Below are 20,117 nucleotides of genomic sequence, written 5' to 3'. Positions count from 1 at the left end.
AGTTGTCTTATTCATCCTTCTTAAAAACCATTTTATTTGAAAACAGTTTTTCGTTTTTAACTTCCAAACTCAAAGTATCATCATCTTTTTGTTCTAAAAACCCTACCAGATAGTATCTGTTCCATTTATTTGTAGTGTTTGTGAACTTCTTAAACTCATCGTTGTTTGGCAGCTTTTCCAGATATATTGAAGGTTGATCGTTTAATGTAAAAGTGAGCTCTTGAGAGCTGTCTTTGAGGTAGAGAGATATGTAAAAATACTCTCCCTCTTTATAAAGATTTGGCATTACTTTATTTAAATATACGGCAGTAACCGTCCCTTGGAGTTGTTGATCGTCATTGATTCGAGAATTTATCTGGTTGTTTTCCCACTGCTCTTGTTCAGGGGTAAAATTAAAATTATCAAATCCGTTTTTATCGACACACGATGTAAACAAACTTATTACGATTAGGGAACTTACTATTATTTTCATGCCGAAATTATAGCTTATTTAAACTCATCTTCTGTATAATTACTAAAAATTTTAAAAAGTCGACAATGGAAAAAAGATTAGCAGTAGGTTTTACAGGACCTTCTAATAGCGGAAAAACTACATTAATACTTAAAGTTGCAAGAAAACTGATCCATGAACACGGGTTGGAAGTTGCAATCATCAAGCACGATCCCAAAGATAAAGCTAGGTTTGATGTTGAGGGAAAAGACAGTTACAAGTTCAGTGACACGGGCGCTGAAGTGATCGTAACATCTTCAAACAGAACAACTTACTTTTCTCAAAGGGAATCATCACTTGATGAGATGATCAGGCTTTTTAATCACTTCGATGTTTTACTCGTTGAAGGGTTAAAAGGGTTACCACTCCCAAGGATAAGTATCTTTAGAAAAACTATTGATGAGGATTACTTCCCTTTCATGAATGCTTTGGCGATTGACGATAGTATCAATATCGTTGATTATAAAGTACCTAGTGATGTAGATATGCTCAATCTCAACGATCCAGACGAAGTGATATCTTGGATATTTAAAAACGCAAAACAAGTTTAAACAAAGGAAAAAAGATGAATCAAGTATTTGACGCGATACAAAGAAGTGCAAAAAGAATTAAAAATGCTATAGATATTAAAGATATTGGGTACTCACAACAAGAGAACTCTTCTGGAGAAACTCAACTTCAGTTAGACATTCAATGTGACATGATCATTGAAGAGGAGTTTTCAAAAGTAGCTGCAGTACATACAATCTCTTCTGAAGAGAAAGAACACGCTGAAGAGTTACACGCAGACGGGAAATATTTCATCTCTTACGATCCGTTAGATGGTTCATCTCTTGTAGATGTAAACTTAAGTGTTGGTTCAATTTTTGGGATCTATGAAGGCGGTTTCGGTGCTGAAAACATGGTTGCATCTTGTTATGTAGTATATGGACCGAGAGTTGAGATGGTATTTGCTCAAAACAAAGTAAAACTTTATCTTCTTCAAGCTGGTGATTTTGAGTATGTTAAAGAGATTAGACTTACAGAGAAAGGGAAACTTAACGCTCCGGGCGGTACGCAGCAAAACTGGGAACCGTACCATAAAGAGATGGTAGATTCTTTCTTTAAAGAGGGATACCGTCTACGTTATTCAGGTGGTATGGTACCTGACCTTCACCAGATCTTACTTAAAGGGGGCGGACTGTTCAGCTACCCTGGAACTAGCGATAAACCAGAAGGTAAACTTCGCCGTTTATTTGAAGTATTCCCTTTTGCTTTTGTATATGAAAAAGCAGGCGGTGAAGCGATCGATGGAAAAGGTAGACTTTTAGAGCTTGGGTACAGACACCTTCACGATACATCTCCATGTTTCTTCGGTTCAAAATATGAGATAGCAAGAGTTAAAGAGGTTTATTCTCAAAATGGCTAATCAAGAAAAAGATAGATTTGAGATCTATCTTGATGAGATGATCATAAAACTTCAAAACTGCCAAAAAGATCACAATACCGAGAGTTGCAGCAAATGTGAGCACTATATAGGGTGTGAACTTCGCAAAGAGTATGTAGATGCCGTGTATAACTCTATGAGTAAGGGTGATACGGGTGGATTTGAGTTTTAAGACAAATTTGATAAAATATCAACAATAATTTTAACAGGATAAAAAAATTGAGTAAATACATAACAACACCGATTTATTACGTAAATGGAGAGGCTCACATCGGGCACGCATATACAACTTTTATAGCTGATTCTTTAGCAAGATTCTACAGACTGAAAAATGAGAAAACTTTCTTTCTGACTGGAACTGATGAGCACGGTCAAAAGATCGAAGAGTCTGCACAAAAAAACAACAAACCGACACAACAGTTTGCTGATGAGATCAGTGCTTCGTTTAAAAACCTTTGGGATGAGTTTGAGATCAGCTATGACAAGTTTATCCGTACAACTGATGCTGACCATAAAAAAGGTGTTCAGCACGCATTTATGAAGATGTATGAAAAAGGTGATGTATATAAAGGGGAATATGAAGGACACTACTGTGTAAGTTGTGAAACTTTCTTCCCGGAAACTCAACTAATCGACGGAGAGTTCTGCCCGGATTGCGGTAGAAGTACAAACATCGTTAAAGAGGAGAGTTACTTCTTTAAACTTTCAAAATATGAAGATGCACTTTTAAAACATTATGAAGAAAATCCTGACTTTATCATGCCTAAATCACGTGCAAATGAAGTAATTAACTTTGTAAAAAGCGGACTAAAAGATCTTTCAGTTACACGTACGTCATTTACTTGGGGTGTTCAAATGCCAGAAAAGTTAAATGATGACAAACACGTTATGTATGTATGGTTAGATGCCCTACTCAACTATGTTACGGCTCTAGGGTATGGTAACGGCGATGCTAAAATGGAAGATTTTTGGCCTGCTGACATTCAACTTGTAGGAAAAGACATTTTACGTTTCCATGCTATTTACTGGCCGGCATTCTTAATGAGTTTAGACTTACCTCTTCCAAAACACATCGGTGCACACGGTTGGTGGACACGTGACGGTGAGAAGATGAGTAAATCTAAAGGAAACGTTGTTTCTCCTAAAGAGGTAGCAGATGCTTACGGCGCTGAGAACTTAAGATACTTCATGCTTCGTGAAGTACCTTTCGGTCAAGATGGGGATTTCTCTCAAAGAGCATTCATCGATCGTATCAATTCAGAACTAAGCAACGATCTTGGAAACTTACTTAACCGTATTATCGGTATGAGTGGAAAATACAGCGACTTTGAGATCGATAGTGTAGATGTTGAAAAATACCATGCTAAAGAGCTTGCTCAAATGAATGAGGTTATTGAGTCTTTAGATACTTTCATGGAAAACTTACAGCCACATAGATACCTTGAAGAGTTATGGAAACTTTTCTCGATCGGAAACGGTGCTATCCAAGAGCATGAACCGTGGGTAAAAATGAAAAACGATCAAAAAGATCAAGCCCTTGCAACTGTAGCACTTGTTGCAAACATTTTAGCAAAAGCAGCAGTGATGCTTCACCCTATTATGCCAAAAACTACTGCTACTATTGCAGATGCACTTGATTTTACGATCAACAATGAGAGTTACCAAGAGCTTGTACTTGATAAAAAACTGTTAAAAGTATTTAATATCAAAAAAGTTCCACCACTTTTCCCGCGTATTGAAGAGCCTTTAATGCCGGAAGCTCCAAAAGCTGAGCCAAATCCTCCTAAAGAGGCTAAAAAAGAGGAACCTAAAGAGGAAAAAGAGGAAGACAATCTGATCGAGATCGGACAATTCTTTGAAACAAAACTCAAAGTTGGTACTGTTGTAGAAGCTGAAGAGGTTCCAAAAAGTAAAAAACTACTAAAACTTCAAGTAGATCTTGGTGAAGGGAAAAACCGTCAAGTGGTAGCGGGTATTAAAGAGTTCTACTCTCCTGAAGACCTTATGAATACTCAAGTTTGTGTAGTAGCGAACCTAAAACCTGCAAAACTTATGGGAATGATGAGTGAGGGAATGCTTCTTGCTGCTAAAGATGAAGATGGTTTATGTTTAGTAAGACCGGAAAAACCTAAAAAAGCGGGTACACCTATTGGATGAGACTTGAAAATATCCTAGCACTTACACACGGAGAGCTTATAAACTCCCCTTTTGTAAGTGAATTTAATCATATAGTTTTTGATGCAAAACATGTAAAAAGAGGTGATCTTTTTATAGCATACGATGAAAACTCTATTGATGAAGCTATTTTTAACGGTGCATACGGGATTATTTTTAACAAGCCGACACAGATCAGTGATACTGAAATAGCTTGGATCAAAGTTCAAGATCTAGATGAATCGCTAAAACGACTTTTACGTTTTAAACTTATCGATAAAAACATTACTGTTTATGAATCGAATGAAATCATATTAAAGCTGGCACTTCAAGTTGTTACAGAAACAAAATTTTTGGCACTTGAAGGCGATATAAAATCTGTTTTTCAATCATTGGACAATATTGAAGACGGCGGTGTCGTACTCTTTTGTCCGCAAATAACATCTGCAGATATATTTACAAAGATTAAACCTCTTCCGACAAATGTTATAGAGCATATTAATATTGTTGAGCAGACACTGTTTGAAAGCTCTTTTATCTATGATGATATTTTTTATGAAAGACAGTTGATATCACCGTTCTTTCTCTCCTATTTAGAGCAGTTATTACATCTGTTTAAAAGTTTAAAGATCAACTTTCGTTTACGAAAATTTACACCAATCGATCATTTTGAAGCGGTGTTTACAAACAAAAACTTTGAGATCAAAGAGTTTGGTACAAGCGATAAGGTACTGATCTTTGAAACTAGTGAGAGTTTTGTACAAAGTGAGATAGAGTATCTCCATAAACAGGCATATTGGGCACGAGTACTTTACATACTCCCTCAAGTGAAGTTTAACACTTTAGATGAAGCTTTTAGAGATACGTACAACATAGTGACGTATAAAAATAAAAATGAGATACGAAATATTTTAAAAGAGCATAGTTTTCATTTTGCACTAATTATTGGAACTGATAAGTCGATCTTGTCACAACCAATCAACTTAAGTCCGCAAACTACGCTTTTTGATTTTGCATAATTAGGAAGAGAGATGAATAGAAGAGATTTTTTAACGACAGCTGCAGTAACATCGAGTGCACTCGCTTTAAACGGCTGTAATGAGAGTAATCGTCAAGCAATAGACTACTCTAAACACCCTCAAAAGAGCATCGGTGATAAATCTGTTCATGTTAACAGAGCAAAAAAAACCGTTATAAAATTGGCTACATCTTGGCCGGCACACTTTCCAATCATGGGTACGGGAGTTGAGCAGTTTGTTCAAAGAGTAAAAGAGATCAGCGGTGGAAGTTTAGAGATCAAACTATATCCGAAAAATACATTGATCCCTGCCCTGGCTGTTTTTGATGCGTGTTCTAGCGGAGAGATCGATGCTTTTCATTCAGGACCGTATTATTGGAAAGGAAAGAACTCAGCTTTCTCTCTTTTTAGCGGGATCCCTTTTGGTTTTACTGCTGAAGAGGTAAACTCTTGGATGACTTACGGCGGAGGACTTGATCTTTGGCGCGAGTATTATGCAAAATACAACCTTTACCCTTTTTTAGGGGGCAATACAAACATCCAAATGGGTGGATGGTATAGAGATCCTATAAACTCTTTAGAAGATATGAAGGGTTTAAAGATGCGTATACCGGGTCTTGGCGGAGAAGTATTTGCCAAACTTGGGGTAAATCCTGTTTTACTCCCTGCAGGTGAGATCTACACATCTTTAGAGCGTGGCGTGATCGATGCAACTGAATGGGTTGGTCCGGCGTTAGATATCAAGATGGGCTTTTACAAAGTTGCTCCATATTATTACTCAGGATGGCATGAGCCGGGTTCAGTTCTGGAGCTGACATTTAACAAGCAGACATGGGATAAACTTGCATCTGAACATAAATCTATGATCGAAGTGGCTTCTAGTGAGCTTAACTCAAATATGACGCATGAATTCCACGCTGAGAATATAAAGGCATTACAACAGTTAAAAGAGTTGGATGTAAAACTTTCTCAGTTTCCGCAAGATGTTATGGATGCTGGCAGAAAAGCTCTTAAAGAAGTTCTTGCAGAACAAAGTGAAGCAAACAAAGATTTTGCAAGAGTTTACAGCTCTATAGACAATTACCTAAACCTCTCCAAAGCATGGAGTGATGTAAGTTTAGGATATTTTTTAAATCAAAGATAAATACTGACATGAAACAATTTTTTTTATTTTTTGCAGCAGCAGCAACGCTGTATGGTTGGGATGGAACGTTAGTTGACAAAAACAGCTCCAATCCTATTGCCGATGCTATCGTAAGTGACTCAAAACACTCAGTAAGAAGTGACAGTAATGGAACTTTCTCGATCGATACAGATGAGAAGATGATCCATATAAAAGCGTATGGGTATAGACCTGCTACATTATCCCAAGATACAAACAACTCGGTGACTTCTCTTGAATCTATCCGTGTAAAAGCTTTATATCTAACTTTTTGGGGCGCTTCGAATAACTCGCCGAGATTAAAAAAAGCATTAGATCTTATAGAAACGACTCAGATAAATGCAGTAGTGGTAGATGTAAAAAATGAGTATGGCTCTACCCTCTTTTGGACAAAGTTTAAACAGGCAAATAGTTACGGTGCACATCTTAAAAGAACAAACCGTGATATAGAAAAGTTTATGAAGCGATTGAAAGATAGAAATATCTACACAATTGCAAGAATTGTAACTTTTAAAGATGAGTTGCAGGCTTCAAATAACTATGAATATGCGATCAAAAAAAATGATGCAAATAAAACTATCTGGAGAAACCATGATGAGATGGCATGGGTTGATCCGTACGATAAAAGAAGCCATGAATACGCTATAAGAATGGCTGAGGAAGCTGCAAAGGTTGGATTTGACGAGATCAATTTTGATTATGTACGCTTTCCTGCTAAAGAGGGTTTATGTTTAGCAGAGGAAAATACTCAAAAAAACCGTATTAAAGCGATAGGAAACTTTCTCGATCTTGCACAAGAGAGACTTCGAAAATATGGAGTTTTTATCTCGGTAGATATTTATGGCAATGTGTGTTGGAGCAAAGATGACAACGGAATCGGTCAAACAATAGAGTCTTTGGCAAAACACGCCGACTATATCGCCCCTATGCTTTATCCATCAGGGTTTGCAAGTGGATCATTTGGGAAAAAATATCCTGCAAAACACCCCTATATAGTTATATATAGAAGTATTAAACATATAGAGGACAAGATATCACCTCTTAGAATAAGACCTTGGTTACAGTACTTTAAAGATTATTCCCGTTCAAAAGTTTACTATAAAAAAGAGGAGATCCAAGCACAGATCAAAGCAGCTGATGAAACTCACACAAACGGATGGATGCTTTGGTCCCCTTCAAGTAAATACGATTTTGAGATTTTAAAATAGTTTAGGCTATACGAATTGTTTGTAACTCTTTTCGAAGAGTTTGTGAATAGGGCAAATGTTTTTCAACTAAAGCATGAAATGCCCTTGAATGGTTCATATGTATTAAGTGAGCCAACTCATGTACAACGACATAGTCTATAAGCTTTTGCTCAAGCTTTAAAAGCTCTTTGTTGAGTGTTATAACCCTTTTAGAACTACAACTCCCCCATCTTCTTTTCATCTTTCTGAACTTCAGCGCAGAGTATTGCAGGTCCATTAAAGAACTATAGTGTTCTACCCTGCTTTGTAAAAACTCTAAAGTATGCAAAGGAGTTTCATCTAAAAGCTTTATAGACTCTGTTTGTTGTAGTTTTTTTGCGATCCAAGATGCTTTTTCTTCTAAAATTTTCTCGACAAACTTTTGCGATCGCGAAGGTGTTTTTACAACAACTTTTTTCTCTTTAGAGATAGATATATAACTATGTTTTAGTCTTGGATTAACTATGACTTCTAGTTCATATTGCTTAGTATTACTCATATTTTATGGGATCTGTAACTCCGGCTTTTTCGAATCCATTCAATCGTAATCTACAACTGTCACACACACCGCAAGCTGCATCTTCATTTTTATAACAGCTCCAAGTAAGCTCTAACGCTACACCGAGATTTACAGCTTCTTGAACAATTTCAGACTTTTTAAGATGTACAAGAGGCATTTTGATCTCTATGTTTGTCTCATCTTTTGTTCCGAGATTAATAGCTCTTTGCATCGCTTCAATATAGTTCTCACGACAATCAGGATATCCGCTGCTATCCTCTTCCACTACACCGATAGCTATGACACTTGCACCCTCTTTTTCTGCAATTGCTGCTGCCATAGAGAGAAAAATACCGTTTCTAAACGGGACGTAAGTCACAGGAACTCCCTCTTCTACTCCTGAAGTGGGTACATCTATATTTTTATCGGTAAGTGCCGAAGCTCCCAGTTTTGCAAAGAAATCAAGATCAAGTACATACTTCTCTTTTACCTCAAGCTCTTTACAAATTGCTTCAAAACACTCTAACTCTTTTGCCTGTGTTCTTTGATCGTAATTAAAATGAACACCTACGATCTCATAGCCCTCTTTTTTCATCATATAAGCCGCAAGGGTTGAATCCATCCCCCCACTCATAATACATACTGCTTTTTTTATAGTTTCTTTCATAATGCAATCTTAACATATATTTTAATTTTTTTTAAATTTATCTAATGTTATACTACGTTATATATATAATAAGGAGAGCTTTTATGTCAACGATTAGTTCTGGTTCTACTATGGGTTCTATTCAAGTAGATGTTATGAAAAAGTCACAAGATGCTGCTGCTAAAAGTATCTTGGGTGTTTTAGAGAGTTCTTCGCAACAAACAAAACAAACATCGTCTGCACTTGCAGGTATAGGAAAAAACCTAGATATCAAAGCGTAATTTGCTATAATTGCGTTTATGATAGATATAGAAAATAAAACAGATTTAGAGATAGATTTCTCAAAGTTAGAAACTATCTTGAAATCTCTCACCAAAAAAGAGATCGAACTTATCATTACCGATAACGACGACATCCAAACAATCAACAAAGAGTACAGAGATAAAGACTATCCTACTGATGTACTTAGTTTCCCCTATGAAGAGATGCCTTTCTCCCCTCTTGGCAGTATAATAATCTCCAAAAATTTTGTAGAAGAAAAGTCTAAAGAACTTGGGCACAGCATACAAGATGAGTTTACACTCCTGTTTATCCATGGACTATTACATATCCTTGGTTACGATCATGAGGTAGATAATGGAGAGATGAGAGAGATGGAAGAGAAGCTCATTAAAAAATTCTCACTCCCTGCAAGTTTAATAGTTAGAACACAAGGATAAAAATGGACTACATAGTTTTCTTAGTTGCTATGGCAGCTTTAATATACGGTGCCGATTTTATTATTAAAGAATCGGAAAGAATTGCTCTGCATTATAATATTTCACACTTCGTAATTGGTGCTACACTGGTAGCTTTTGGAACTTCTCTACCGGAGATGGCGGCTTCTGTTATGGCTTCGTATTACGGGAAAAGCGATATGGCAGTTGCAAATGTTGTAGGTAGTGTTACCTTTAACATTACATTGGTTTTAGGTATTGTATTTTTAATTGCCAAAGCTATGAAACCAAAACGCGATCTTTTTGCAGTTGACAGTGCATGGGTGATTATCCCGGTTATAATTTTCATTGTTATGATTCAAGACGGCGAAATTGGACGCTTTGACGGACTGTTATTTACATTAATGATGGTTTCTTACCTATTCTTTTTATTTAAAACTTCTAAAGAGGAGCTAGAAGAAGAGATCGATGAAGACCTGGAAAAAGAGAAATTTGGATGGTTTAAATCTATTACTCTTTTAGTTATAGGATTTGCATTTACCATAGGCGGTGCTCACTTTGTTGTAGAGAGCGGAACAAGTATCGCAAGAGCTTTAGATGTTAGTGAATGGATTATCGGTCTGTTCTTAATCTCTTTAGGGACTTCTTTACCTGAATTGATTGTTTCTATCGTTGCTGTACGTAAAGGTCACGCAGAGATGAGTATCGGTAATATTATCGGCTCAAATGTTGCAAACTTCTCTATGGTTTTAGGAACTGCTGCACTGGTAAATCCACTAGGAATCAACATTGAAAAAACATCTTTTGATCTTATAGTTCTTACTTCAGCTTCACTTGTTTTACTGTTTATAATTGCTAATAAAATTTACAATAAAGCGGGTGGAATTTTTCTACTTACTGTTTTAGCACTTCTACTACAACACTACATAGTTTAAAAACTATTTTTTAATATAGCCAAGCTCTAAGAGCTTGTTGTATATATTTGATACGATTGAACCCGCTGCATGTCCTCCGTGCCCACCGTGTTCAACCATAGCCATTACAACATATTGAGGATTTTTATAAGGACCGTATGTTGTAAACCATGCATGAGAACGGTTATAGTATGCCAGTTCATGCTCTAACTTACGCTTTTTAATATCCTGTTTAATCCCGATAACCTGTGCAGTACCTGTTTTACCTGCTAGTGTCACTTTTGAATGAAGATACTGTGTAGCCGTACCGTGAGGATTGTTACACACTTGATACATTGCTTTACGGATAATAGAAAGCTTCTCTGACTCTTTTTTAGTAAGTACCTCTTCATATTCAGCCTCTATTTCTTGCTCACCAATAAATTTTGCAAAGTGAGGTTTTGGCAGTTTACCTGTAGCCATCAATGCTGTCATTTGTGCGATTTGCATAGGTGTAGTTAAGAAGTCACCCTGTCCGATAGACATATTTAATGTCTCACCAACATTCCAGATTCTTTTATATTTATTGTATTTCCATTCACGAGAAGGGACAACACCGATAAACTCATTAGGAAGATCGACTCCTGTTTTTGCCCCTAAGTTATAACGTTTAAGCCCTGTACTCATCTTTTGATTACCAAGGACTAAACTCCCTTTATAAAAATAATCATCACAACTTTCACGTATAGCTTTTACGATCTCTGTATATCCGTGTCCTTGATGTTTCCAACATCTAAAGATACGCCCTCCCAAAGGAAGTCTTGATTTACAGTCAACACTCCAGCGCTCATTGAGATCAGTTGTAATATATAAAAGTCCAAGAGCAGGCTTAATTGTTGAGCCCGGTGGATAAAGTCCGTGAACTAGTTTATTTGTAAAGGGATGGTCTAAACTTGATGAAAGTTCATTATACATCTGATGCGACATTCCATTTACGAAAATATTGAGATCGTAGTTAGGAAAACTTCCCGCCGAGAGAATAGCACCGTCAACACCCATCACAACATACGTTCCAACTTTTCCGTCAAAGAGTTTAGAGATATATTGTTGAAGCTCCATATCTAGACTAAGAGTCAGCTTTCTGTTCTCATCTGCAGGTACATAGTTGAGTTGCTCTATCTCTTGGTTATTGGCGTTTACTTTGATCTTTCTTTGCCCGGGTGTGCCTTGAAGGTACTCATTATAATACTTTTCAATCCCTGTTTTTCCTGTGTAGCCGATAAGATCCACTAACGGATTTTCTTCAATATCTTTTTTATTTGCACGTGCAACGTAACCGATCATATGAGCCGCAATGTTTTTATATGGATAGAACCTTTTTGGTGCGGCAGTGATCTTGATGTTTTTTCTAAGATTTAAAATAGAATATACAGGCGTCATCTCTTCATATGGGATAAAAGGGACAACCTCAATAAAGTTATGATTGTAAAATGAATCTTTTTTTCTATAGTTTTTCTCAATTTTTTCACGATCGAGTGAAGGAAGAAGTTTAACTATAAGATCAATCTCAGCTTCAAAATTCTTTTTCTGCTTTTTTGAAAGAAGATGTGGCGCAAGAGAGATCCTAAAACCCAGCTTGTTAATTGCAACGGGATTATTATGTATATCAAGAATCTCCCCTCTTACAGGTGCAATCTGTTCAACTTTTATAGTATTGTTTTGAGAGAGTTCACTGTAGTAGTTGTTTGACTGAATTGCAAGGAAGAATACCCGCGTAATTAACATTAACCAAATAGAAGCAAATACAAAAATAATAAACTTTACTTTCATAATATACTCACTATAAAAAACTCAATTACTATATAGTAAATTATATAGTAATCTATATCAGGTAAAGGGAATAAGAAAATATTCCCCAAAAATGAAATAAAGAAAAAATACCCTATATACGATAAAAGGATGTAAGATACTTTTATACAGTTAGTACAAGAAAAACTAGTATAGATTTTCGGCATTACAAGTTTATAGAGTATGTAAAAGAAGGTAATAGAACTAAAAAGTATATAGCTGTTATTTGCTTCAAAGATCAACAGACAAAACGATACAAAAAGTAGATTTAAAAAGTTTTGCTCCTCCAATGCTTTTAGAAACAGTACAAATAGTACTGCAAACAGAGGCGGCAAAAATGGGTATATAGTAGCTATAGAGCTATACACAATATAGGCTGCTACATAAAAAAAAGTAGTTACAGTGTCTTGATAAGTGATACTTCGTTGCATATCGGAAAATGTTTACATTTAATACAGTCAGCCCAAATTTTATGTTCTGGGAGGGTCCTCTTTTGGAATCTCTACAAAACCAAGTCTTTCAAAAAATGATTGTTTATATGTTAAACTGAGTACTTTTTGTAAACCTAGTGATTTTGCTTCATCTAGAAGCTTTTTAATAAGCTCTTCACCTATTTTTTGTCCACGGTAGCCATCTTTAACGATAAGTGATCGCACTTCTGCTAAATAAGATGTATGGATATGAAGTGCACAAAAGCCGACAAGTTCATCTCCATGAAATGCCAAAGTGTAAGAGCGGATATGTCGCTATTTCATCTTCACTTCTGTCAAGGATAACACCGCTTTGCACCTCTGGCATTACCAGTTCTCTCATTTTAGGGATGTCGGCAAGTGTCGCTTTTCTGAAATCAATCTTCATTCACGTTCTCATTTAAAGTCTTGTAGATAAGATCTACTATCTTATGGATACCGCGCTTTTTAGAGCTAGATACCATTAATGCATTTGGAAACTCACGACGAAGGGCATTTTGCTCTTTTTGGTTGAGTTTGTCTATCTTTGTAAAGATCTGTATAATGAACTGATCCGCTGTAGCATTGTTAATAAGAAAATTACCCACATCTACATCTATATCTAAATGGGGATGTCTTGAATCTATAAGATGGATAAAGATCTTGATGTTCTCTCTTTGTGAGATATAATCCGTAAGGTTCTTTTCCCAATCACTTTTCATAGATTTAGAAACCTTTGCATACCCAAAACCAGGAAGATCGACAAACTTAGCAATACTTTTTTCAGATGTGTCTCTATCGATAAAAGTAACATCAAAGTAGTTAATTAGCTTCGTTTTACCCGGTGTAGAAGATACTTTAGCCAACCCTTTATGGTTTGTTAACGCATTTAAAAGAGAACTTTTACCTACGTTACTTCTTGCCATAAACACTACTTCGTTTTGTTCTTCCGAAGGTGGCGCCTGCTTTACAGTTGGTGCTGAAGTTATAAATTTTGCATCGACTATCTCTATCATTTGTTCTCTTCTTTCGTCTCTTCTTTAAACTCAAAGATCATAATTACAGGCTCTTTATCAGCACCTTTTGCATAAGCTTTGTTGTCCGATATGTTTAGAACAACTTCATCACCTTTGATCTCTTTTTTGTCTCCAAGTTGTTTTAGATGAACATTCTTATAAAAGTTATACTCTTTTTTATTTGGAAGATAGATAGCTTTTTGTGCTATCCCTTCATATTTTACATCATCTTTTGTTTTTACTTTGAATGATACGTCACCTTCTGCTATAAACTTTGTCGGTGATTTTTCTTTATCGATATATACAGTCACTTTAGATGCATTAAGCTCATCATACCCTTTTACGATATTTACAGAGCCTTCAAAAACAGAAAATCCTGCTTTTTCATCTGCATAAAAACTTTTTGCCTTGATCTGTAACTCTTCAGCATTTAAAAATGTTTGTATTAAAAGTGTAAAGAAAATTATATATCTCATTTTGCCTCTTTTATATGATATGTTGCATTTATATTTTTAGAATGTATTTTACCAGTTAAATTATTATGGTCCAGATAAGTCCCGTGAAGGGTGTTTTTCCCTTGCGAAAGAACATAATCGGTATCTGTTACAAAAAGAGCTTTATCTTTATAATAAAACGCCTCTTGTGTCTTATAACTCAAACCATCATCTCTAACCAGCGTAACATTACCGTCTAGATCGAGTTTATTATCTTTATATACACCGAAATCTGCTCTTAGATTCGATATGTGCTTTTTAGATTTATCGGTATGATCAATGTTATCGACAGTATATCTGTCATTATATCTAAAAGCTTCACTTCCAAGCATCAATGTCTTTACCCCTGCAGGATCAAGCTCATACATCGTAAAATCTTTAATGTGTAACAAAGGTACGTCATCAAATCTTTTTTGTGTCATCTTTTGGGGTTGAAAGAAAAAAAAGATTGACAACAATATGCTGATGACAAGAATGAAAAAAAGATTGATATTAATGGTCTATCCTTTGATCCATAAAGATAAAAATTGCTCTTTTTGTTCATTTTGTTCTATGATCATATCTATCATCTCTCTAACAGCACCATCTCCCCCTTTGCGAGAGAGTACAACATCAACAAGCACTTGAATGTCTTTAGGTGCATCGTTAGGGGTAAAACTTCTACCTACAAAGTTCAGCATCTCGTAGTCGTTAAAGTCATCACCGATAGCAGCTACTTCAAAAGGTTGCAGGTTTAACTTCTCTACAAGCTCTTTTAAAAGTGTAGCTTTATCTTTCACTCCTTGAGAAAGGTGTTGAATCCCAAGCTCTTTGGCTCTTCTTTCAACGATCGTAGAGTTACGTCCCGTAATAATCGCAACCTGACCGCCCAATCTAATCCAAGATGTAATAGCAAGACCGTCTTTTACATTAAAGTTCTTACTCTCTGCACCGTCACTGGAGTAGATAATCTTACCATCAGTTAAACAACCGTCAACGTCTAAAACTAGAAGTTTGATCATAGAACATCTTTTGTACTTGGAATGCCAACTCTTTCATTTATCGCAGTTGCACGACGAATCGCTACCGCAACAGATTTAAAAGCTGCTTCGATAATATGGTGCTTGTTTTTACCACGAAGCTCGATGATATGTGCACTGATTCTAGAGTTTAATACAAATGCTCTAAAAAACTCTTCAACGAGTTCCGTATCAAAGTGCCCTACTTTACCCACTACGTCAAGTTCATATACTAAAAACGGACGGTTGCTAAGGTCTAGATCACAAGATACACACGCTTCATCCATAACAATGTTTGCACTTCCGAAACGCTCCATATTTTTTACAGGGTAGATAGCTTCTGCGATCAGTGCACCAAGTACGATCCCTACATCTTCTACACTGTGGTGATCATCGATATGTGTATCCCCTTTACAGCTTATCTCTAAGTCTATTAAAGAGTGTTTTGAAAAGCTCTCAAGCATATGGTCTAAAAACCCTACACCTGTGTCTATTTTACTTTTCCCCGTACCGTTTAACTCTAGCGAGATCGTAATATCTGTCTCTTTTGTTGTTCTTGTTTTTGTAATCATCTAATCCTCTCTTAAAATAAATGCATGTTCAAATTTCCCAAGGGCTTTATAATCCCTTGCTTCTTGTTCACTTTTAAATCCACTAAGTACTACTTTGAATATTCTGCCGTTTTGTGTATCTACATCTTTTATCAGTGTATGATATCCGTCTGTATTGTCAAACTTCTCTTGAGTTTTGAGTGCACCGTCTATCTTTGAAAATGAACCGATCTGTAACGAGAAATTATCCATATCCATTGTTTTTGGAGAGTTTTTCAACTCATAATCGAGCTCTTTTTTCGTTGCAGGAGTTCTTTTTGTACCCTTACCGGCAAAACCTAAAACTTCAAGCTTTACAGGTGTAGTCCCTGTACCTATCATATCCAGCTTATTTGCCGCTGCTTTTGAAAGATCTATGATTCTGTTATCTACAAAAGGTCCTCTGTCATTTACCCTGACAACTATCACTTTCCCGTTACGTCTGTTTGTAACTTTTACGATCGTATTCATCGGCAATGTTTTATGCGCAGCGGTCATATCCCACATATTATATGTTTCACCGTTTGAAGTGAGTTTACCGTGAAAATTCGGACCATACCAACTTGCAGTACCAAGAAAGTCATCACCCACACTTACAACACTTGGATAATACTTAATACCTCTTACCACATACGGTCTCATTGTTGGGTGTGTATATGTCTTTTTACTTGGTGTAGCATTATAATTACTGCTGCTTGAAGAGTAGTTAGATACAGGGGTAAAGTTTGTAGCTCTATAAGCCCCTTTTCCCCTTGTACTACATCCTCCAAATACTATACTTACAGATAATAAAAGATAAATATATTTTTTATTCATAAAGTTTTAACCTATCGCCGATTTTTATTAATGAACCACTTATATTATTTTGAGAACGGATATTTTGAATACTGATCTTATGTGCTTTAGAGATCGACTCTAGTGAATCACCCTTTTTCACTATATAGTAGTGTTTTGTATCTATTCTCTGTTTAGAACTTCTTTTTGGTATTGGTATAATCAGTTTTTGATTTATACGCAATCTTGAAGTTTTCAAGTTGTTAAAATCTTTGATAACTCTATAAGACACACCATACTTTTTCCCTATATATGAAAGGTTGTCACCTTTTGTCACTTTGTGCACTTTATAGATATTTTTAATCGGTTCAGATTGATACTTTTGTTTAAATTCCGAAAGCTTGATATACGGAATATAGATCTCATACCCTTTTGCATAAGGTGGTACAAAGTCATATTTCAGATGTCTGTTAAGCTTTTTTAACTCAGTTAAAGGGATCCCTAAAAGCTTAGATATACGCTCTAATGATTCACCGCTAGAGAGCTTAATAGTAGCAAGAGAGTAGGCATTTGCTCTGTTTAAAAGATACTCATACTCACTTTTTAACAGATAGTACTCATCACTTCCGATAAGTGATAAAGCAACAATCTTTCTAATGTAATATCTGCTCTCTTTTGGAATATATTTTTTCTCTTCATCAAGCAGTACGTTAAGGTCGTCTGTTCCTGCATCTTTAATAGCGCGGTTAAGTCTTCCGCCACCACAGTTGTATGCAATTGCAGCCAGATACCATTTACCAAAACGTTTATGTAAAGATGAGAGATATTTTGCTGCTGCTTCAGTTGATTTTATCGGATCGCGTCTCTCATCCGTATACTCATCAATATGAAGTTTAAAATACTTTGCAGTGCCGGGCATAAACTGCCATAACCCTGCTGCTCTTTTATTTGAATAAGCTTTTGTTCTAAAGTTTGACTCAGCCATTGCAAGATATAAAAACTCTTGAGGTACATTATATTTTGAAAGTGTACTTTTAATAGCAGGGATGAAAAGATACGCATTCTCCATTGCTTTAAAGAAGTGCTTATCTTTTGCAAGAGTTCTGCTTTTCATATCATTCATAATCGGGTCATAAAGAAAAGAGCCGTCTATATCGAATGAGTTTAGAACATTTAGTTCTTTGTCATAATTGACGTCGTATGTTAAATTTGCATATAAAAATATAGGTAATAAAAGAGATAAAAAATATTTGATCATAAACAACTTTTGTAATTAAATTTTTTTTATTTTATCCAAAAGTTGTTAAAAATTTCCATAGAGCCTTTTAAAAAGTGTTAATATTATTAAATATGAAAGAGTTCTTGGGCATTCTTTGTAGTGATTTCTTCAATATTTTTAAGATCCTCATCCAAGAGTTCTGCAATTTTTTGTGCTACAAAATTTGTATAAAGCGGTTCATTTCTCTCACCTCTATGTGGTGTGGGAGTAAGGTATGGACCGTCAGTTTCAATCACAAGTTTCTCTTGAGGAATCTTTGGTAAAACATTTACAAGCTTCTTGGCATTTTTAAAAGTAAGCACACCACCTATACCAAAATAGAAATTCTCTTTTGCAAGGGACAGCAGCTGCTCATCGGCATTGAAACAATGCAGTACACCTCCTACATCTCCGGCATCATTTTCTAAAAGAACTGTTTTTGAATCGTTTGAAGCATCACGAACGTGTACAATTAAAGGTTTTTTATACTCACGAGCAAGACGAATTTGTGCTACAAACACCTCTTTTTGCTTTTGTTTGATGAGATCTTTCTCCTCATCACTTCCCTCTAAACGGAAGTAATCAAGTCCGCACTCACCGACTGCTACACACTTTTCATGACCTAAATATTTATGAAAGATATCCTCAGTATAGTTTTCCATATCATATGGGTGCACACCGACTGCAAAATAAACATCTTCATATCTCTGCGCAATACTAATAGCCTTATCAAGTGTTACGGGATCGGCACCGGGAATGATAAACTTCTTTACCCCGCCCTCTCTGGCACGTGCTAAAACCTCTTCCAGGTCTTCATCATAGCGATCGTGGTCTAAATGGATATGTGTATCTATAATCATATATTTGCCTCTAATAGTTCTTGAGCAAAGCTTTTTGCTTCGTTTGAGATAGTATCACCGCTAATAATACGAGCTATCTCATCAACTTTTTCATCAAAGCTTAACTCTTTTGTTTTTGAAATATTACCATCTTTATAGACTAAAAAGTGCTGATCACCCATAGATGTAAGTTGCGGCTGATGAGAAATAACAAAAATCTGGAAGTTTTTTGTCAATTTTTTCAACACTTTTGCTACACTCATAGACTCCTCCCCACTGAGATTTGCATCGATCTCATCAAGCATAAGTACACCGCCTAAGTTCTCTATACTTTCAGATTTAAGAGCAAGTACCGCTAAACGGAGTCTGTTAAACTCACCTGTACTTATTTTTGAAAGTTCCGTAGAATTAAGTTTAATACTGAGTATATCTTGTCCATTTGGAGTTAACTTCTCTTTTGTCAAGTTAACCTCTGCATCTCTAAGATAAAGCTGTTTTAGATAACCATTTAGCTCTTTTGTAAAGTTTTTAAGTGCTTTTTCCCTTAAAGAGCTTAGTGAATCTGCAAGTGTATAGATTTGTGTATCTAACTTCTCAAAACGTTGTTGCAGATCACCTTTTTGCACCTCTATGTTTTCATATTTTTCCAGCTCTTGCAGTTTTTGCTCTTTATACTCCAAAGCTTCTTCTATAGAACCGTATCTGCGTTTAAGCTCACTTAATTCCTCTATTCTGTTTAACACATCCTCTACATCTATCTCATCGAGTGCCGAAAATCTCTCCTGGGCACTCTCTAAGACTCCACGTAATTCATTCATGGCATCATCAAAGAATGAGCTTTCAACATCTAAAGTATCAAGTGCCGAAGAGACCAAGTGTTCAAAGTTGAAGATCTCATTGGCATTTCCTATAACATCAAGAGCCTTTTCTTTTTTAGAAAGCTCTTTTTTGATCTCCAAAAGCTCTTCATCTTCCCCATCTTTAGGATTAACGTTCACAATTTTATCTATCTCGAATTGTGCAAACTCTTTGAGCTCTACAATGCGTTTCTCTTCATCTTCGAGAACCTCAAGCTCTTTTTTTACCTTGATATAATCACGATAAGTTTCTTGATAATCTTGTTTGAGTTTGAGTGCTTTTTGCCCTATTTTATGATCAAGGATCGATAAAAGACCCTCATTTTCAAAATCGCTAAAATCACGAAGGCTTAAATGTTTAAGATATTTGCCTGTAAGGGAATTGATAGATTTTTTAGATATTGCCTGATTGTTTATAAAGTATCTGGATTTCTCTTTTTTTGTATGTTTAAATACATTGATTTCATCATTTTCAAGTCCAGTTTCCTCTTCGTCAATATCCCATGTTACGCTACTTTCACAAATGCTGGCGTCACATGAGCTTAAACCTACAGAGGAGAGAATAGACTCCATTAAGATAGATTTTCCGCTACCGCTTGGTCCCGAAAATACAATAAGTCCATGATTTAGATTTAGTTCTGTCTTTTTAAAACTAAGGTAGTCTTTTAAGTAAAATCTTTCTATCACAGTAATATCCTCATACTAATTTTGAAAAATTCTAACTTATTTTTAGACAATGGTAAAAGAATATGACAAAATGTCAT

The 20,117-nt window shown here is 35.8% G+C and carries 23 protein-coding genes and 2 pseudogenes; 11 read left to right on the top strand and 14 right to left on the bottom strand.

The features are described 5' to 3' along the window. Window positions 1–7: 7 nt before the first annotated feature. Window positions 8–472, bottom strand: a complete 465-nt coding sequence (locus FJR03_RS05845; protein WP_193112602.1) for a hypothetical protein — start codon at window positions 470–472, stop codon at window positions 8–10. 65 nt (window positions 473–537) lie between these two features. On the opposite strand from FJR03_RS05845, the gene mobB reads away from it, so the two are divergent. The 7 genes and pseudogenes from mobB to FJR03_RS05810 all read left to right on the top strand — a co-directional run bounded on the left by mobB (window position 538) and on the right by FJR03_RS05810 (window position 7,458). After that, window positions 538–1,041, top strand: coding sequence for a molybdopterin-guanine dinucleotide biosynthesis protein B (gene mobB, locus FJR03_RS05840; protein ID WP_193114704.1), 504 nt, complete (start codon window positions 538–540; stop codon window positions 1,039–1,041). An 11-nt stretch (window positions 1,042–1,052) separates the two neighbouring features. Then, window positions 1,053–1,898, top strand: a pseudogene (locus FJR03_RS05835) (class 1 fructose-bisphosphatase); the annotation flags it as partial. Beyond that, window positions 1,891–2,088: a hypothetical protein gene (locus FJR03_RS05830; protein ID WP_193114702.1), complete on the top strand. Its 198-nt coding sequence runs from the start codon at window positions 1,891–1,893 to the stop codon at window positions 2,086–2,088. The pseudogene FJR03_RS05835 and the gene FJR03_RS05830, both read left to right, overlap by 8 nt. 47 nt (window positions 2,089–2,135) lie before the next feature. Further along, window positions 2,136–4,073 (top strand): methionine--tRNA ligase, encoded by a 1,938-nt coding sequence (metG, locus tag FJR03_RS05825; RefSeq protein WP_193114701.1) that lies wholly within the window; start codon window positions 2,136–2,138, stop codon window positions 4,071–4,073. Beyond that, window positions 4,070–5,089: a hypothetical protein gene (locus tag FJR03_RS05820; RefSeq protein WP_193114700.1), complete on the top strand. Its 1,020-nt coding sequence runs from the start codon at window positions 4,070–4,072 to the stop codon at window positions 5,087–5,089. Before metG ends, FJR03_RS05820 begins: the two co-directional genes overlap by 4 nt. A 12-nt stretch (window positions 5,090–5,101) precedes the next feature. Next, a complete protein-coding gene (locus tag FJR03_RS05815; protein ID WP_193114699.1) occupies window positions 5,102–6,232 on the top strand; it encodes a TRAP transporter substrate-binding protein in 1,131 nt (376 codons plus the stop codon). A gap of 8 nt (window positions 6,233–6,240) precedes the next feature. Further along, on the top strand, window positions 6,241–7,458 hold the full coding sequence (locus FJR03_RS05810) for a putative glycoside hydrolase (RefSeq protein ID WP_193114698.1): 1,218 nt from the start codon (window positions 6,241–6,243) through the stop codon (window positions 7,456–7,458). Window position 7,459: 1 nt separating this feature from the next. Here FJR03_RS05810 and FJR03_RS05805 read toward each other — a convergent pair whose 3' ends face one another. Together FJR03_RS05805 and queC are read right to left on the bottom strand one after the other, a co-directional pair. Further along, complete coding sequence (locus FJR03_RS05805; RefSeq protein WP_193114697.1) at window positions 7,460–7,975, bottom strand: M48 family metallopeptidase; 516 nt, start codon at window positions 7,973–7,975, stop codon at window positions 7,460–7,462. Further along, window positions 7,968–8,642, bottom strand: coding sequence for a 7-cyano-7-deazaguanine synthase QueC (gene queC / locus FJR03_RS05800; protein WP_193114696.1), 675 nt, complete (start codon window positions 8,640–8,642; stop codon window positions 7,968–7,970). The genes FJR03_RS05805 and queC overlap by 8 nt, the downstream gene beginning before the upstream one ends. Window positions 8,643–8,725: 83 nt before the next feature. On the opposite strand from queC, the gene FJR03_RS05795 reads away from it, so the two are divergent. The 3 genes from FJR03_RS05795 to FJR03_RS05785 are packed head-to-tail and all read left to right on the top strand — an operon-like array spanning window position 8,726 to window position 10,272. Continuing rightward, complete coding sequence (locus tag FJR03_RS05795) at window positions 8,726–8,902, top strand: hypothetical protein (RefSeq protein WP_193114695.1); 177 nt, start codon at window positions 8,726–8,728, stop codon at window positions 8,900–8,902. Between the two features lie 18 nt (window positions 8,903–8,920). Continuing rightward, complete coding sequence (gene ybeY / locus FJR03_RS05790) at window positions 8,921–9,340, top strand: rRNA maturation RNase YbeY (RefSeq protein WP_193114694.1); 420 nt, start codon at window positions 8,921–8,923, stop codon at window positions 9,338–9,340. Window positions 9,341–9,342: 2 nt separating this feature from the next. Beyond that, window positions 9,343–10,272, top strand: coding sequence for a calcium/sodium antiporter (locus FJR03_RS05785; protein ID WP_193114693.1), 930 nt, complete (start codon window positions 9,343–9,345; stop codon window positions 10,270–10,272). 3 nt (window positions 10,273–10,275) lie between these two features. Here FJR03_RS05785 and mrdA read toward each other — a convergent pair whose 3' ends face one another. After that, a complete protein-coding gene (gene mrdA, locus FJR03_RS05780; protein WP_193114692.1) occupies window positions 10,276–12,060 on the bottom strand; it encodes a penicillin-binding protein 2 in 1,785 nt (594 codons plus the stop codon). A gap of 244 nt (window positions 12,061–12,304) precedes the next feature. On the opposite strand from mrdA, the gene FJR03_RS11750 reads away from it, so the two are divergent. Beyond that, window positions 12,305–12,427: a hypothetical protein gene (locus FJR03_RS11750; protein WP_255524260.1), complete on the top strand. Its 123-nt coding sequence runs from the start codon at window positions 12,305–12,307 to the stop codon at window positions 12,425–12,427. 48 nt (window positions 12,428–12,475) lie between these two features. Here the strand turns inward: FJR03_RS11750 and FJR03_RS05775 are convergent. From FJR03_RS05775 to FJR03_RS05730, 10 genes and pseudogenes are all read right to left on the bottom strand, one after another. Next, window positions 12,476–12,936, bottom strand: a pseudogene (locus tag FJR03_RS05775) (N-acetyltransferase). Continuing rightward, complete coding sequence (yihA, locus tag FJR03_RS05770; protein ID WP_193114691.1) at window positions 12,926–13,543, bottom strand: ribosome biogenesis GTP-binding protein YihA/YsxC; 618 nt, start codon at window positions 13,541–13,543, stop codon at window positions 12,926–12,928. Before yihA ends, FJR03_RS05775 begins: the two are co-directional and overlap by 11 nt. Then, window positions 13,540–14,019: a lipopolysaccharide transport periplasmic protein LptA gene (lptA, locus tag FJR03_RS05765; protein WP_193114690.1), complete on the bottom strand. Its 480-nt coding sequence runs from the start codon at window positions 14,017–14,019 to the stop codon at window positions 13,540–13,542. The genes yihA and lptA overlap by 4 nt, the downstream gene beginning before the upstream one ends. Next, window positions 14,016–14,513 carry an LPS export ABC transporter periplasmic protein LptC gene (gene lptC, locus FJR03_RS05760; protein WP_255524262.1) on the bottom strand — a complete coding sequence of 166 codons (498 nt, stop codon included), beginning with the start codon at window positions 14,511–14,513 and terminating at the stop codon, window positions 14,016–14,018. Before lptC ends, lptA begins: the two co-directional genes overlap by 4 nt. Before the next feature lie 24 nt (window positions 14,514–14,537). Further along, the gene (locus tag FJR03_RS05755) at window positions 14,538–15,038 is read right to left on the bottom strand and encodes a KdsC family phosphatase (protein ID WP_193114688.1); all 501 of its coding nucleotides are present in this window, start codon (window positions 15,036–15,038) and stop codon (window positions 14,538–14,540) included. After that, on the bottom strand, window positions 15,035–15,607 hold the full coding sequence (gene hisB / locus FJR03_RS05750; RefSeq protein WP_193114687.1) for an imidazoleglycerol-phosphate dehydratase HisB: 573 nt from the start codon (window positions 15,605–15,607) through the stop codon (window positions 15,035–15,037). The genes FJR03_RS05755 and hisB overlap by 4 nt, the downstream gene beginning before the upstream one ends. Next, window positions 15,608–16,441 carry a septal ring lytic transglycosylase RlpA family protein gene (locus FJR03_RS05745; RefSeq protein ID WP_193114686.1) on the bottom strand — a complete coding sequence of 278 codons (834 nt, stop codon included), beginning with the start codon at window positions 16,439–16,441 and terminating at the stop codon, window positions 15,608–15,610. After that, window positions 16,434–17,657, bottom strand: coding sequence for a lytic transglycosylase domain-containing protein (locus FJR03_RS05740; protein ID WP_193114685.1), 1,224 nt, complete (start codon window positions 17,655–17,657; stop codon window positions 16,434–16,436). Before FJR03_RS05740 ends, FJR03_RS05745 begins: the two co-directional genes overlap by 8 nt. 86 nt (window positions 17,658–17,743) lie before the next feature. Beyond that, window positions 17,744–18,517, bottom strand: coding sequence for a TatD family hydrolase (locus FJR03_RS05735; RefSeq protein WP_193114684.1), 774 nt, complete (start codon window positions 18,515–18,517; stop codon window positions 17,744–17,746). Further along, on the bottom strand, window positions 18,514–20,040 hold the full coding sequence (locus FJR03_RS05730) for an AAA family ATPase (protein ID WP_193114683.1): 1,527 nt from the start codon (window positions 20,038–20,040) through the stop codon (window positions 18,514–18,516). Before FJR03_RS05730 ends, FJR03_RS05735 begins: the two co-directional genes overlap by 4 nt. Between the last annotated feature and the right edge of the window lie 77 nt (window positions 20,041–20,117).

This window comes from Sulfurimonas marina, from assembly GCF_014905095.1.
GTDB lineage: Bacteria > Campylobacterota > Campylobacteria > Campylobacterales > Sulfurimonadaceae > Sulfurimonas > Sulfurimonas marina.
Note: the sequence above shows the minus strand (reverse complement) of the source record. Positions and strands in the feature narration are given on the sequence as shown.

Bases quoted from the DNA above. Each gene is read 5' to 3' on its own strand.
- FJR03_RS05845 (WP_193112602.1), bottom strand. From the start codon at position 472: ATGAAAATAATAGTAAGTTCCCTAATCGTAATAAGTTTGTTTACATCG.
- mobB (WP_193114704.1), top strand. From the start codon at position 538: ATGGAAAAAAGATTAGCAGTAGGTTTTACAGGACCTTCTAATAGCGGA.
- FJR03_RS05830 (WP_193114702.1), top strand. From the start codon at position 1,891: ATGGCTAATCAAGAAAAAGATAGATTTGAGATCTATCTTGATGAGATG.
- FJR03_RS05820 (WP_193114700.1), top strand. From the start codon at position 4,070: ATGAGACTTGAAAATATCCTAGCACTTACACACGGAGAGCTTATAAAC.
- FJR03_RS05815 (WP_193114699.1), top strand. From the start codon at position 5,102: ATGAATAGAAGAGATTTTTTAACGACAGCTGCAGTAACATCGAGTGCA.
- FJR03_RS05810 (WP_193114698.1), top strand. From the start codon at position 6,241: ATGAAACAATTTTTTTTATTTTTTGCAGCAGCAGCAACGCTGTATGGT.
- FJR03_RS05805 (WP_193114697.1), bottom strand. From the start codon at position 7,975: ATGAGTAATACTAAGCAATATGAACTAGAAGTCATAGTTAATCCAAGA.
- queC (WP_193114696.1), bottom strand. From the start codon at position 8,642: ATGAAAGAAACTATAAAAAAAGCAGTATGTATTATGAGTGGGGGGATG.
- FJR03_RS05795 (WP_193114695.1), top strand. From the start codon at position 8,726: ATGTCAACGATTAGTTCTGGTTCTACTATGGGTTCTATTCAAGTAGAT.
- ybeY (WP_193114694.1), top strand. From the start codon at position 8,921: ATGATAGATATAGAAAATAAAACAGATTTAGAGATAGATTTCTCAAAG.
- FJR03_RS05785 (WP_193114693.1), top strand. From the start codon at position 9,343: ATGGACTACATAGTTTTCTTAGTTGCTATGGCAGCTTTAATATACGGT.
- mrdA (WP_193114692.1), bottom strand. From the start codon at position 12,060: ATGAAAGTAAAGTTTATTATTTTTGTATTTGCTTCTATTTGGTTAATG.
- yihA (WP_193114691.1), bottom strand. From the start codon at position 13,543: ATGATAGAGATAGTCGATGCAAAATTTATAACTTCAGCACCAACTGTA.
- lptA (WP_193114690.1), bottom strand. From the start codon at position 14,019: ATGAGATATATAATTTTCTTTACACTTTTAATACAAACATTTTTAAAT.
- FJR03_RS05755 (WP_193114688.1), bottom strand. From the start codon at position 15,038: ATGATCAAACTTCTAGTTTTAGACGTTGACGGTTGTTTAACTGATGGT.
- hisB (WP_193114687.1), bottom strand. From the start codon at position 15,607: ATGATTACAAAAACAAGAACAACAAAAGAGACAGATATTACGATCTCG.
- FJR03_RS05745 (WP_193114686.1), bottom strand. From the start codon at position 16,441: ATGAATAAAAAATATATTTATCTTTTATTATCTGTAAGTATAGTATTT.
- FJR03_RS05740 (WP_193114685.1), bottom strand. From the start codon at position 17,657: ATGATCAAATATTTTTTATCTCTTTTATTACCTATATTTTTATATGCA.
- FJR03_RS05735 (WP_193114684.1), bottom strand. From the start codon at position 18,517: ATGATTATAGATACACATATCCATTTAGACCACGATCGCTATGATGAA.